This is a genomic window from Aureimonas endophytica, from assembly GCF_014642635.1.
Taxonomy (GTDB): Bacteria; Pseudomonadota; Alphaproteobacteria; order Rhizobiales; family Rhizobiaceae; genus Plantimonas; species Plantimonas endophytica.
The window spans coordinates 278,512-292,043 of record NZ_BMIQ01000005.1; the positions used below are offsets into that span (position 1 = coordinate 278,512).

The window sequence follows — 13,532 nt, forward strand, 5'->3', positions numbered from 1 at the left end:
TCTCCGTCGAAGCCATGTCGTTCACCGGCGCGAGCCGGAGGCGGCGAGCGCCACCGCGATCACGATGATCACGCCCGTCGTCAGGTCCTTGAAGAAGGGATTGACGTTGAGGATGTTGAAGCCATTGCCGATCAGCGCCATCAGAAGCACGCCGGACACCGAGCGCCAGATCGCGCCGGCGCCGCCCATGATCGAGGTGCCGCCGAGGATCACCGCCGCGATGGCCTCCAGTTCGAGCCCGGCGCCGCCCTGCGGCGCGGCCATGGAGATGCGCGAGACGGTAATGACGCCGGCGAGCCCGGCCGCCGCGCCGGAAATGGCGAAGGTCGCGATCTTCACCAGATGGGTGCGGATGCCGGACAGGATCGCCGCCTCCTCGTTGCCGCCGACCGCGAAGACGCGCCGGCCGAAGGTCGTGCGGTTGAGGAGCAGCATCATCAGCGCCATGACGGCGAGGAAGACGAGCACCGCGACATTGACCATGCCGACGCGCTCGCGGCCGAGCCAGGAGAACTCGGCGATGCGCACCGGGATGAGCGCGCCCCCGGTGATGAGGATCGCGATGCCGCGATAGACGAGGCTCGTCGCCAGCGTCACCAGGAACGAATGGACGTTGAAGGTGGTGATGATCGCGCCGTTCACCAGCCCGAGCGCCAGGCCGATCAGCGGCCCGGCGAAGACGGCGAGCACCGGATCGACATTGATCGCGATCCAGCCCGCCGAGACGGAGGCGACGCCAAAGATCGCGCCCGTCGAGAGATCGAAGCCGCCGCCGATGATCACGAGGGTGAGGGCGCAGGCGATGATGGCGAGCGGCGCGCTCTGGTTGACGATGTTGAGAAGGTTGCGCGGCGTGAGAAAACTGTCGGAGGCGAAGCTGAGGCCGATCAGCAGCGCCGCGATGATGATGAGGACGCCGTAGTCCCGCGCGAAGCGGCCGACGAGGGCGCGGTCGAGCCGGAGGCCGCCGACGGGCGGCGGCGTGGTCGCGTGGCTTCGGGTCATGGCAGCGTCGCTCCCTGCGATGCGGATTGACGGTTCTGTTCCTGGAAGATGCGGTGGAGCGCGGCCTCGACGGTAAGCGACCGGCAGTCCGCCTCGGCGAAGATGCGCCCGTCGCTCATCAGGTAGCCGCGATGGGACAGGTTGATGACCTCTTCCAGCTCGGACGAGATCAGGACGACGCCGGTGCCGGCCGCCGCCATCTCGACGATGAATTCGTGGATGCGGCGACGCGCGCCGATATCGACGCCCCGGCTCGGCTCGTCGAGGATCAGCACCCTCGGCCGGGCGGCCGCCCATTTGGAGAGCAGCACCTTCTGCTGGTTGCCGCCCGAATAGAGGGCGACCGCGCCGTCGACCTTGGCGGGGACGATGCCGAAATGCTCGATCATGGCGCGCACGCGCGCCTTCTCGCGCCCCGGCTGGAGAAGGCCGAAGCGGCTGACGGCGCCGAGCGTCGCGAGGCTGACATTCGGCCGCGTCGTCTGGGTGAGGACGAGGCCCTGCCGGCGCCGATCCTCCGGCACGAGGGCGATGCCAGCCCGCACCGCCTGCGGCACGCCGAGACCGCGCGTTTCCACCCCGTCGATCAGATAGGTGCCGGCCGTGATCGCGTCCGCCCCGAACATGGCGCGGGCGATCTCGGTGCGTCCCGAGCCGACGAGGCCGATGAGGCCGACGATCTCGCCCGGCCGCAGCACCAGCGACACGTCGCGGAGGCCGGTCGCGGTGGCGACGCCGCGCCATTCGGCGACGGGCGCGACGCCGGGCGCCGGCATCGGCGGCAGGGCGGGCCAGCCGATCGTCGCCGCGCGGCCGAGCATCGAATCGACGAGGCTCTGCTTCGTCTCGCCGGCCACCGGCGAGGTCCGCACCACGCGGCCGTCGCGCATCACCGTCACGCGGTCGCAATTGGCGAGAATATGGTCGAGGAAGTGGCTGACATAGATCACCGTCACGCCGCCGCCCTTCAGGCGGGCGATGAGCTGGTGCAGCCGCTCGGCCTCGTCCTCCGTCAGCGACGAGGTCGGCTCGTCCATAATGATGACGCGGGCGTCGCGGGCGACGGCGCGCATGATCTCCACCTTCTGCCGCTCGGCGATCCGAAGATCGGCGACGCGCGCGCGCGGATCGAGATGGAAGCCGCAGGTGGCTTCGATCGCCGCGAAGCGCTGGAGGTCGCCCGGCACCAGCAGCCCGCCACGATTGCTCTCCTGGCCGAGAAAGACGTTCTCGGCGACGGTGAGATGCGGCACGAGCTGCAATTCCTGGTGGATCATGGCGATCCCGGCCTGGAGCGCCTCGCGCGGGGAGAAGCGCGCCACTGCCCGGCCGAAGACCGTCACCTCGCCGGCATCGGCGGAATAATAGCCGCCGATGATCTTGCCGAGGCTCGATTTGCCGGCGCCGTTCTCGCCGACGAAGGCATGAACCTCGCCAGCCGCGATGTCGATATCGATCCCGGACAGGATACGGGTGCCGCCGAAGCTCTTCTCGACACCGCGCAGGCTGACGGCGACGCCGTTACCGGACATGGGACGCGCCCTCTTTCCACCCCGCGCCGTGGCGCCCCGGCATGATCAGCCCTGCCATTCCGCCTTGAAGTCCGGATGGGCGTCGAGCCAAGCTTTGTCGACGATGACCGGGGTCTGGCCGAGCTTGGTTTCGTCGATCCAAACCGGCACGCTCTCGCCCTTCAGCGACTTCACCACCGCGTCGAGCGCCGCGCCGCCCATCGAATGGGGGAAGGAGGCGAGCGTCGCGCTGAAGGTGCCGGCGCGGATGGCGTCCACCGTGATCTGGTTGAGGCCGCCGCCGATCGTGAAGATCGAGCCCATGTCGATGCCGGCATCGGTCAGCGCCACCTCGGCGCCGAGGAGATGCTGATCGGCATTGGATAAGACGGCATTGATGTCGGGATGGGCCTGGAGGATGTCCTGCATCGCCTTCATCGACTTGTCGGGATCGTAATTGCCCTCGCCGGTGGCGACGAGCTGGATGTTCGGATGTTCGGCGATCACCTTCTTGAACGTGTCGTTGCGCAGGTTGTCGAAGGGATAAACCAACTGGCCGATCAGGATGGCGACCTTGCAGGGATTCTTGTCGGCGCAGTAGTCGGCCACCTTCTCCGCCTGCGCCCGCGCGCCGAGCGCGGGGTCGGAGGCGACGGTCGTCGTCAGCCCCTTCACCTGCGGCTGCATGTTGGAGAGTTCAGGCCCGACCGGGAACAGGGTCGTCGCGACCTTCAGCCCGGCGGCGGTGGCATCCTCCAGGGCGGTGGCGATGCCGACCGTATCGTTCGGCGAGATGATCAGAGCGTCGAAGCGCCCGCCGGCCACCAGATCCTCCACCTGGGAGAACTGCTTGGTCGCGGAGAACTCGCCGTCGAAGATCTCCGTCGTGACGTTCGGGTCCTTCTTCGCCGCCTCCTGGATGCCGGCATAGATGGCCTGATTGTAGCCGTTCTGGCTGGAGGCGGCGAGAAAGGCGATGTTGAACTTGCCGTCCTTCGCGCTGGCCGCGAACGGCGCGAGGCCGGCGAGGAGCGCCATGGCGGCGGTGAGCGATCTCGACTTCATGTGCGTTCTCCTTCGGGAACTTGATCGGCGAAAGGCCGGCGGCTTCGCTCAGCCCTTCCAGGGTGGCGGCGGTCGCGGCGAGGGGCTCGGCATGGAAGGTCGCGTCCTCGCGGCCGTCCATGAGGAGGAGCAGGAAGGCGAGCGTCGCGACCGGCTGCCAGGCCAGCGCCCGCGCGACGCGCTCGGCCGTGTAGTGTCCCTTCCGGTCGAGAAGGTTCACCGTCCCGATCACCCGTCCGTCGGCGATCGCCGGGATGTTCAGGTTGGACTCGAAGCCGAGGGCCCGGATCTTCTCCCAGTCGAAGAAGACCTCGGCGATCTCCTCGATCGTCGTGGAGGAGAAGGGCTTTTGTCCGGCCAGCACCGTCTCGAAATAGCGGTTGCGGTCGAGCCGCTTGAAATTGCCGACCGGATAGGCCTCCGGGTTTTCCGAGAAGACCCGGCGCGAGCGCATGGCCGGCAGGTCGTAGACGGAGGCCGTCAGCAGACCGCAGCCGGCATCGCGCTTCAGGCCAGCCTGGAGATGGGCGAAGAGCCTCGGCGCGGCATGCGGCCCCGCCACGATGCGCTCCAGTTCGGCGGGATCGTAGGGCCTCTCCATCGCGGTCGTCCGGTCAGACTGTCGACGGTGTCGCGGGGGCGTCGCCCACGACGCTATCCAGCATTCGACGACGCAAGGTTGCGTCGCGTCCGAAGGCGGTGATCGGGCGGAAGGCAGCCGCTGTGAAGGCGATCAAGACTCGTCGGCTCCGCTTGGTTTCGCAGCTATAGAAGCTTGTATATTCCTTGTGCACAAGAGGGCGACGGCAATATTCTGATCGTGTTCGCTCCCTGCCGTGGTCGGCTTCATCGGCCTCCAGGCCGCGCCGTAGCCCCATGCGGATCCGAGGCCGTGCGGGGTGGTCCTGTGGCGCCCGCTCGCCGACCCAGCCTTCCGACGCAGGCCGGCCCGATTGCCGAGGGTCCCGTTTCGGGCGCCATTGACAGGCCGCGCGGTCCGTTGCGATTCTTTGAAGGGAGCGCGGCGTCCCGGACCGGTCCCGTCTTCGCGGACGCGGGCCGACCGGGGGCAAGAGGGCGAGCGGCCGCGACCTTCGGCGCGAAGCGGGATGAGGGGAGATCGACGATGGTGGATCCCGACGGCACGCCGGTCTGGTTCGAACTCGTCACGCCGGACCAGGATCAGGCGCAGGTCTTCTACGAGGCGGTGGCGGGCTGGTCGGTCGCGACCTCGCCCATGCCCGAGCATGGCGGCTATCGCATCGCCAGCGCGCGCGATGGGGATGGCGTCGCCGGGCTGATGGCGCGGCGGGGCGAGATGCCGACCGGCTGGACCCTCTATTTCGCCGCCGAGGATGTCGACGCGCTGGCCGAGAAGGTGAGGGCGCTCGGCGGCCGGGTCCATGCCGGGCCGATGGACATTCCCCATGTCGGCCGCTTCGCCGCGGCGAGCGATCCGCAGGGCGTGTCGTTCAGCATCATGCGGATCGCCGGCACCGGCGCCGCGACCGCCTTCCGGCAGAGCATGCCGGGCGACCTGTCGAGTGTCGGTCACGGCGTGTGGATCGAACTCGCGACGCCCGATCCCGAGGCCGCCTTCGACTTCTACGGCCGGCTCTTCGGCTGGACCAAAGCCGGGGCCATGCCGATGGGCGACATGGGCGACTATGCCTTCATCGGCATGGGCGCGGATGTGCGTCCGGGCGCCGTCATGTCCAGCGCGACCACCGGCGCGCCGGCGCGCTGGAACTGGTATGTCCAGGTGCCCGATATCGATGCCGCGCTCGCGGCGGCCCGCGACAAGGGCGGCGACGTGCTGCAAGGCCCGGACGAAATTCCGGGCGGCGCCTTCTCGGCCAATGTCAGGGACGCCCAAGGCTTCCGGATCGGCCTCGTCGGCCCGCGCCGGCAGGAAGACGGGCGATGAGCGTCGGGTAGAAGAGCGCCCGCCCGCCGCAGCGGCGGTGGCGGATCCGAGACGCCGTGTCCATGGCGTCGAGGCGCTGCGGGTCCGCGACGCCTCGCCAATGCCCTCGATCCCCTGCGCCAACACCGATGTGCCGACGATCATGATCGCCGAGCGCATCGCCGAGACGATGCGGCGGGAATCACGGAGCGGTAGGCGCGAGCGACATCCGAGCCCGCCTTCTCGACTCCGAGCCCAGCGGTCTTCGCCGCCCGCGACGCGGATTGCTCAACGTCCGCCGATGAGAATTTGCTGGCGACCGTCGCATTTGTTGTGATTATAACATAGGACTCGGGTCGACACCGCTGGAGCGGTGCGAAGCCGGATGACGGTTGTCATCCGCGTCAAGGGCCCGGTTCGGAGGCGGTGCCGCGGCGATGCGAAAATCCAAGACGGCGCGGATCGAGACGCTGGCCGAGGCGATCGCGCTTCGCGGCACGATGCATCTGCGCGAGGCGGCGGACCTTCTCGGCGTTTCCGAGATGACGGTGCGCCGCGACATCGCCGCCGAGGCCGACCGCTTCGCCTATCTCGGCGGCCATATCGTCAAGGCCGCCGACATCGCGGCGGGCGGCGGCGCCTATGTGCTGGCGAGCGAGGCCGACAGCCATGCCAAGGCCAAGCGCGAGGCCTGCGCGAAGGCGCTCGGCCTCCTGTCGCCGGGCGAGACGATCTTCATCGACTGCGGCACGACGCTCGCCCATCTCGCCCAGCAGATTCCGAACGACATGGCGCTGACGGCGATCTGCTATTCGCTGAACGTCGCCGATCCGCTGCGGGCCAAACCGAATGTCCGCCTGGTGCTGCTCGGCGGCGTCTACCAGCCCGGCTCCGACTCCTTTTCCAGCGAGGACAGTCTGGAGACCCTCAGCCGCATCGGCCTCGACGCCGCCTTCGTGTCGGCCGGCGGCATCCATGCCGAGCGCGGGGTGAGCTGCTCGCATTTCCACGAGGTCGCCTACAAGAAGCGCGCCATGGCGGCCGCCGCGCGGCGCTATCTCGTGGCCGATAGCAGCAAGTTCGGGCGCATCCGGCCCGTCTTCTTCGCAGGCCTCGGCGAGTTCGACGCGCTCGTCACTGAGGAGGGCGTGAAGCAGGTCGATCGGGCCGCGTGACGGCGGGTGATTGCCTCTTGACGATCGTCACAAACTGAAGTTACAAATCTCACAAACGATAAGAAGCTGACAGGCCCGCGTCGCGATGCGTCGCGGGAGGGGAGGAACGGATGACGGTCCATGCGATCGCATCGCCGGTCCGGCACGCGGGGGCGATGCCGGGCGCCGCGCTGCCGCGCAACGAGGGCATGGCGCTCGACGCCGCCTGGCTTTCGGGCACGCGCGTCAATCTCTCGGCCGCCGAGCGGCGCTGCGCCACCTTGCCCGGCCGCCGCAGCGTCAAGAAGGACGCGCAGGCGGCCTGGCTCCTGAAGGCCGTGACCTGCATCGATCTCACCACCCTGTCCGGCGACGATACGGAAGGGCGCGTGCGCCGCCTCTGCGCCAAGGCGCGCAACCCGGTGCGCCAGGATCTTCTCGACGCGATGGGCATGGGCGAGCGGGCGATCGCGACCGGCGCGGTCTGCGTCTACCACCGCTTCGTCGCCGCCGCCGTCGATGCGCTGAAGGGCAGCGGCATTCCGGTCGCGGCGGTCTCCACCGGCTTTCCGGCCGGCCTCGTGCCGCACGACGTCAAGCTGCGCGAGATCGAGGCTTCCGTCGCGGACGGGGCGGCCGAGATCGACATCGTCATCACGCGCGAGCACGTGCTCACCGGCAATTGGCAGGCGCTCTTTGACGAGATGCGCGATTTCCGGCAGGCCTGCGGCGCGGCCCATGTGAAGGCGATCCTCGCGACCGGCGATCTGAAGACCCTGCGCAACGTGGCGAAGGCCTCGCTCGTCTGCATGATGGCGGGGGCCGACTTCATCAAGACCTCCACCGGCAAGGAGGGCGTGAACGCGACGCCGCTCGTGACGCTGATCATGCTGCGGCAGATCCGCGCCTATCACGAGCGCACGGGCTTCATGGTCGGCTACAAGCCGGCCGGCGGCATCTCGGCGGCGAAGGACATCCTGACCTATCAGTTCCTGATGAAGGAGGAGCTCGGCCGTCGCTGGTTGGAACCCGATCTCTTCCGCATCGGCGCTTCCAGCCTCCTCGCCGATATCGAGCGCCAGCTCGAACATCACGTCACCGGCCGCTATTCGGCCTTCAACCGGCATGCGGCAGGGTAGGCCATGAGCGTGGCGCATTATTTCGACACGATGGATTACGGCCCGGCCCCCGAGGCGGAGGGTCCGGCGCGCGACTGGCTGGGGCGTCATGCCGAGGGTTTCGGCCATTTCATCGACGGCGCCTTCCGCCCGGCGGCGGAGGGCGGTGCCTTCGAGAGCTTCGAGCCGGCGACCGGCCGGCCGCTGGCGAGGCTCGCCGCCGGCACGGCGACGGATGTGGAGGCGGCGGTCGCGGCCGCCCGGCGGGCGCAGGGCCCCTGGGCGAAGCTCGGCGGCCATGGCCGCGCGCGCCATCTCTACGCGCTGGCCCGGATGGTGCAGCGCCACGGCCGGCTGCTCGCCGTCCTGGAGGCGATCGACAACGGCAAGCCGATCCGCGAGACGCGCGATCTCGACGTGCCGCTCGTCGCCCGCCACTTCTACCATCATGCCGGCTGGGCGCAGCTCCAGGCGACCGAGTTCGCCGGCTATTCGCCGCTCGGCGTCGTCGGCCAGATCATTCCCTGGAACTTCCCGCTGCTGATGCTGGCCTGGAAGATCGCGCCGGCGCTGGCGCTCGGCAATACGGTGGTCCTGAAGCCGGCGGAATATACCTCGCTGACGGCGCTGCTCTTCGCAGAGCTCGCGAGCGAGGCCGGCCTGCCGGACGGCGTCCTCAACGTCGTGACGGGCGCCGGCGAGACCGGCGCCGCCATCGTCGAGCATCCCGGCATCGACAAGATCGCCTTCACCGGCTCGACCGAGGTCGGCCGCGCGATCCGCGAGAAGACCGCCGGCACGGGCAAGCGCCTGACGCTGGAACTCGGCGGCAAGTCGCCCTTCATCGTCTTCGAGGACGCCGATCTCGACGCGGCGGTCGAGGGCGTGGTGGACGCCATCTGGTTCAACCAGGGCCAGGTCTGCTGCGCCGGCTCGCGCCTCCTCATCCAGGAGGGCATCGCCCCGGATTTCGTGCGTCGCCTGAAGCGCCGCATGGCGGCGATGCGGGTCGGCTCGCCCCTCGATAAGGCGGTGGACATGGGTGCGATCGTCGATCCCGTGCAGCTTCGCCGGATCGAGGCGCTCGTCGCCGCCGGCGTCGCGGAAGGCGCCGTGCTCCATCAGGCGCCGGTGGCGCTGCCGGAGGGCGGCGGCTCCTTCTATCCGCCGACACTGCTCACCGAGGTTCATCCGAGCTCGATCGTGGCGCGCGAGGAGATCTTCGGGCCGGTCGCGGTGGCGATGACCTTCCGCACGCCGGACGAGGCGGTGATGCTCGCCAACAATTCGCGCTACGGCCTCGCCGCCAGCCTGTGGAGCGAGACGCTGGGCCTCGCGCTCGACATCGCGCCGAAGCTCCAGGCCGGCGTCGTCTGGATCAACGCCACCAATCTCTTCGATGCCGGCGTCGGCTTCGGCGGCTATCGCGAAAGCGGCTTCGGCCGCGAGGGCGGGCGCGAGGGCGCGCTGGAATATCTGAAGCCCGACGCCTGGGCCGGCCGCGCTCCGCGCGAGGCGGTGCCGGCGCTAGAGGCGGCAGATGCGGGGCCACGCGGCTTCGAGCTTCGCGCCATCGACCGCACCGCCAAGCTCTTCGTCGGCGGCCGCCAGGCGCGGCCCGACGGCAACGGCTCGCGGGTGATCCGCTCGGCATCCGGCGCGGCGATCGGCGAGGTCGGCGAGGGCAATCGCAAGGATCTGCGCAATGCCGTCGCGGCGGCGCGGGCCGCCGAGGGCTGGTCGCGCGCCTCGACGCACAACCGCGCGCAGATCCTCTACTATCTCGCCGAGAACCTTTCGGCGCGGGCAGGGGAGTTCGCCGCCCGCATCGCGTCCGCGACGGGGGTCGACGCGGCCGGGGCGGGGCGGGAGGTGGACATGGCGGTGTCCCGCCTCTTCACCTACGGCGCCTTTGCGGACAAGTTCGACGGCGCGGTCCATTCGCCGCCGCTGCGCGGCGTCGCGCTCGCCATGCACGAGCCGATCGGCACGGTGGGCGTCGTCTGCCCGGACGAGGCGCCGCTTCTCGCCTTCGTCAGCCTCGTCGCGCCGCTGATCGCGACCGGCAACCGGGTCGTCGCGGTGCCGAGCGAGAAGCATCCCCTCAGCGTCACCGATCTCTATCAGGTCTTCGAGACGTCGGACCTGCCGGCGGGCGTCGTCAATGTCGTTACCGGCGACCGCGAAAGCTTGACGAAGGATCTGGCGAGCCACGACGATCTCGACGCGCTCTGGGTCTTCGGTTCCAGGACGGCTTCGCGGGAGGCGGAGCGTCTGTCGGCCGGCAACCTGAAGCGCACGCTCGTCGACCACGGGCTGTCGCTCGACTGGAGCGATCCGGCGGCGGCCGAGGGGCGCATCTTCCTCACCCATGCGGTGCAGGTGAAGAACATCTGGATTCCCTACGGAGACTGATCGTCTCGGGAATCTGAAGGACATCGGACGCGCGAGGGAGGACGAGCGTGCTGAAGAACCTGAATCCGCTGTTGAACGCGGATGTGCTGCAGGCCCTCAGGGCGATGGGGCATGGCGACCGCGTGGTCGTCTGCGACACCAATTTCCCGGCCGACTCGGTGGCGCGGGAGACCGTCCTCGGCAAGCTCCTGCACATCGACAACGTGCCGGGGCCGCGCGCCATCGCCGCCATTCTGTCGGTGCTGCCGCTCGACGGTTTCGTGGACGACGCGGCGATGCGCATGGAGATCGTCGGCCAGCCGGATGAGATCCCCGACGTGCAGCGCGAGGTGCAGGCCGAGATCGACCGGGCGGAAGGCCGGTCCTGGCCGATGGGCTCCATCGAGCGCATGGAATTCTACGAGCATGCCCGGAAGAGCTATTGCGTGATCGCCACCGGCGAGCGCCGCTTCTACGGCTGCTTCATCTTCCGCAAGGGCGTCATCGCGCCGGACGGACAGTGACCATGCCGGGGCAGGGCGTCGCCATTCTCGGCATCTTCGTCGCCGATCTCGCCTTCCGCTCGGGGCGAATGCCGGCGGTGGGCGAGACCATCGCCGGATCGGGCTTCGCCATGGGACCCGGCGGCAAGGGCTCGAACCAGGCCGTCGCGGCGGCGCGGGCCGGCGCCTCCGTGCGCTTCGTGTCCAAGCTCGGCCGCGATGCCTTCGGCGACATCGCGGTCGCCACCTGGGAGCGCGAGGGCATCGCGCCGCATGTCGCACGGGTCGAGACGGCGACGGGCGCCGCCTTCATCTATGTCAACGAGGTGAACGGCGAGAACGCCATCATCGTCGTGCCGGGCGCGGCTGGATCGCTGTCGCCGGGCGATGTCGAGGCGGCGCGCGACGCCATCGCCTCGGCGGCGGTCTTCGTCACGCAGCTCGAACAGCCGCAGGATGCCGCCCTTCGCGGCCTCGAGATCGCGCGGGAGGCCGGCGTCGCGACGATCTTCAATCCCGCCCCGGCCGCGCCGGTGGACGACGTCTTCTATGGCTTGAGCAGCTTCGTCGTGCCGAACGAGACCGAGGCCGCCGCCCTGACCGGCCTGCCGCTGCGCTCGCTCGACGACGCGCGGCGGGCGGGCGACTGGTTCCTCGCCAAGGGCGCCGGCACCGCGCTGATCACGCTCGGCGAGCGCGGCGTCCTTCTGCACGGGCGCGGCGCCTCCGACCATGTCCCCGCCGTCGCCGCCGGGCCGGTGGTGGAAACGGCGGGCGCGGGTGACGCCTTCGTCGGCGCCTTCGCCGCGGCGCTCGCCAAAGGGCTCGATCCGCTCGCCGCCGCCCGTTTCGGCGCGGCCGCCGCCGGCATTTCCGTCACGCGCCCCGGCACCGCGCCCTCCATGCCGCATCTCGACGAGGTGCAGGCCCTTCTGGCGAGGGCCTGATGCGCGAGGACCCGATCAAGCACGTCTTCATCTGGCCGGCGGTGATCGTCGTCCTTCTCGTGTCGATCTTCCCGCTCGTCTATTCGCTGACCACGAGCTTCATGAGCTTCCGCCTCGTGCCGCCGACGCCGCCGCGCTTCGTCGGGCTCGACAACTACTGGAATCTCCTGCAGCAGCCGCGCTTCTGGACGGTGGTGCGCACCACCTCGCTGATCGCCTTCGTGGCCGTCGCCCTGCAATATGTCATCGGCTTCGCCGTCGCGATGGCGCTGAACATGAAGATCCCCGGCGAGCGGCTGTTCCGCGTCGGCTTCCTTCTGCCGATGCTGCTCGCCCCGGTCGCGGTCGCCCTCATCGCCCGCATGATCTTCCACCCGACCATGGGACCGCTCAACCAGTTCATGAGCGCTCTCGGCTTTCCGAACATTCCCTTCCTCACGTCCGAGGGCTGGGCGCTCGCCTGCATCGTCGCGGTCGAGGTCTGGCAATGGACGCCCTTCGTCATCCTCCTGCTCCTCGCCGGCCTCCAGACCCTGCCGGAGGACGTCTACGAGGCGGCGGCGCTGGAAAACGCGACGCCCTGGCAGCAGTTCTGGGGCATCACCTTCCCGATGATGCTGCCGATCTCGGCGGCGGTGGTCTTCGTGCGGCTGATCGAGAGCTACAAGATCATGGACACGGTCTTCGTCATGACCGGCGGCGGGCCGGGCGTGTCGACCGAGACGCTGACGCTCTTCGCCTATCAGGAAGGGTTCAAGAAGTTCAATCTCGGCTACACCTCGGCCTTGAGCTTCCTGTTCCTGATCGTGATCACGGTGATCGGCACGCTCTATCTCGCCGTGCTGCGCCCGCATCTGGAGAAGCGGCGATGACGCGCCGGCTCGCCGATCTCGGCCCCCTGGCGCGGACCCTCGTCGTCGCCGGCGTCCTCTTCTGGGCGTTTCTCACGCTGTTTCCGATCTATTGGGTGGCGATCACCGCCTTCAAGGCGCCGACCGGCGTCTTCGGCGGCCCGACCTATCTGCCCTTCGTCGATTTCGAGCCGACCCTCGCCGCCTGGCGGGACATCCTGGCCGGCATCCGCGGCCAGTTCTTCCGCACCTTCGTGAATTCGCTGGTGGTCAGCTTCTCGGCGGCGGTGCTCGCCACCGCCTTCGGCACGATGGCGGCCTATGCGCTGGTGCGCTTTCCGTTCCGCGTGCGGCTCGCCTCCGGCCTCGCCTTCTTCGCCGTCGCGCTCGGCGGCTATCTCGCCGGCTACTATCTCCTGGGGCTGGGGCGCGGCGCGGCGCTGATGACCTCCTTCGTGGTGGCCCTGGTCCTCGCCATCCTCGTCAACCGCCTGCGCGTGCCCGGACCGGTGCTCGGCAACGAGGACATCATCTTCTGGTTCGTCAGCCAGCGCATGTTTCCGCCCATCGTCACCGCCTTCGCCCTGTTCCTCATGTATTCGGAGGCCGGACGGGCCGGGCTGAAGCTCGTCGACACCTATTGGGGCCTGACGCTCTGCTACGTCGCCTTCTCCATGCCAATCGTCGTCTGGCTGATGCGCGACTTCTTCGCCGCCCTTCCCGTCGAGGTGGAGGAGGCGGCCATGGTCGACAATGTGCCGACCTGGCGGATCTTTCTCGGCATCGTCGTGCCGATGGCGGCGCCGGGTCTGGCGGCGACCTTCATGATCACGCTGTCCTTCGTCTGGAACGAGTTCCTGTTCGCGCTTTTCCTGACGAATTCGCAATGGCAGACCCTGCCGATCCTCGTCGCCGGCCAGAACAGCCAGCGCGGCGACGAATGGTGGGCGATTTCCGCCGCGACCCTCATCGCCATCGTGCCGATGATGGTCATGGCCACGCTGCTCAGCAGGCTGATGCGGTCGGGCTTGATGTTGGGAGCCATCAAGTGACCGCGTCCTACCGCCCGTCTCGGGCC

At 69.0% G+C, this 13,532-nt stretch carries 13 protein-coding genes; 10 read left to right on the top strand and 3 right to left on the bottom strand.

The window, feature by feature from the left end:
* Positions 1-21: 21 nt before the first annotated feature.
* From IEY14_RS16925 to IEY14_RS16935, 3 genes are read right to left on the bottom strand one after another with little or no spacing between them, the layout of a single operon-like run.
* Complete coding sequence (locus tag IEY14_RS16925; protein WP_188910572.1) at positions 22-1,005, bottom strand: ABC transporter permease; 984 nt, start codon at positions 1,003-1,005, stop codon at positions 22-24.
* Positions 1,002-2,537 (bottom strand): sugar ABC transporter ATP-binding protein, encoded by a 1,536-nt coding sequence (locus IEY14_RS16930; RefSeq protein ID WP_188910574.1) that lies wholly within the window; start codon positions 2,535-2,537, stop codon positions 1,002-1,004. Before IEY14_RS16930 ends, IEY14_RS16925 begins: the two co-directional genes overlap by 4 nt.
* 45 nt (positions 2,538-2,582) lie before the next feature.
* The gene (locus tag IEY14_RS16935; RefSeq protein WP_188910576.1) at positions 2,583-3,581 is read right to left on the bottom strand and encodes a sugar ABC transporter substrate-binding protein; all 999 of its coding nucleotides are present in this window, start codon (positions 3,579-3,581) and stop codon (positions 2,583-2,585) included.
* Between IEY14_RS16935 and IEY14_RS16940 the strand changes: the two genes are divergently transcribed.
* The 10 genes from IEY14_RS16940 (at position 3,562) to IEY14_RS16985 (ending at position 13,506) form a co-directional block, all read left to right on the top strand.
* Positions 3,562-4,284 (top strand): hypothetical protein, encoded by a 723-nt coding sequence (locus IEY14_RS16940; protein WP_188910578.1) that lies wholly within the window; start codon positions 3,562-3,564, stop codon positions 4,282-4,284. The two genes, IEY14_RS16935 and IEY14_RS16940, sit on opposite strands and share 20 nt — an antisense overlap.
* A gap of 423 nt (positions 4,285-4,707) precedes the next feature.
* On the top strand, positions 4,708-5,508 hold the full coding sequence (locus IEY14_RS16945) for a VOC family protein (protein WP_188910580.1): 801 nt from the start codon (positions 4,708-4,710) through the stop codon (positions 5,506-5,508).
* Entirely contained in the window at positions 5,441-5,824 is a 384-nt protein-coding gene (locus tag IEY14_RS16950) for a GMC oxidoreductase (protein ID WP_244639531.1), read from the top strand. Before IEY14_RS16945 ends, IEY14_RS16950 begins: the two co-directional genes overlap by 68 nt.
* A 100-nt stretch (positions 5,825-5,924) precedes the next feature.
* A complete protein-coding gene (locus tag IEY14_RS16955; RefSeq protein ID WP_188910582.1) occupies positions 5,925-6,662 on the top strand; it encodes a DeoR/GlpR family DNA-binding transcription regulator in 738 nt (245 codons plus the stop codon).
* A 110-nt stretch (positions 6,663-6,772) separates the two neighbouring features.
* Positions 6,773-7,780 (top strand): deoxyribose-phosphate aldolase, encoded by a 1,008-nt coding sequence (gene deoC / locus IEY14_RS16960; RefSeq protein ID WP_188910584.1) that lies wholly within the window; start codon positions 6,773-6,775, stop codon positions 7,778-7,780.
* A 3-nt stretch (positions 7,781-7,783) separates the two neighbouring features.
* Positions 7,784-10,174 carry an aldehyde dehydrogenase family protein gene (locus tag IEY14_RS16965; protein WP_188910586.1) on the top strand — a complete coding sequence of 797 codons (2,391 nt, stop codon included), beginning with the start codon at positions 7,784-7,786 and terminating at the stop codon, positions 10,172-10,174.
* A gap of 47 nt (positions 10,175-10,221) precedes the next feature.
* The gene (locus IEY14_RS16970) at positions 10,222-10,677 is read left to right on the top strand and encodes an RbsD/FucU family protein (RefSeq protein WP_188910587.1); all 456 of its coding nucleotides are present in this window, start codon (positions 10,222-10,224) and stop codon (positions 10,675-10,677) included.
* A gap of 2 nt (positions 10,678-10,679) precedes the next feature.
* A complete protein-coding gene (locus tag IEY14_RS16975) occupies positions 10,680-11,603 on the top strand; it encodes a ribokinase (protein WP_188910589.1) in 924 nt (307 codons plus the stop codon).
* A complete protein-coding gene (locus tag IEY14_RS16980; RefSeq protein WP_188910810.1) occupies positions 11,600-12,475 on the top strand; it encodes a carbohydrate ABC transporter permease in 876 nt (291 codons plus the stop codon). The genes IEY14_RS16975 and IEY14_RS16980 overlap by 4 nt, the downstream gene beginning before the upstream one ends.
* A complete protein-coding gene (locus IEY14_RS16985; protein WP_188910591.1) occupies positions 12,472-13,506 on the top strand; it encodes a carbohydrate ABC transporter permease in 1,035 nt (344 codons plus the stop codon). The genes IEY14_RS16980 and IEY14_RS16985 overlap by 4 nt, the downstream gene beginning before the upstream one ends.
* The last annotated feature ends 26 nt before the right edge of the window (positions 13,507-13,532 follow it).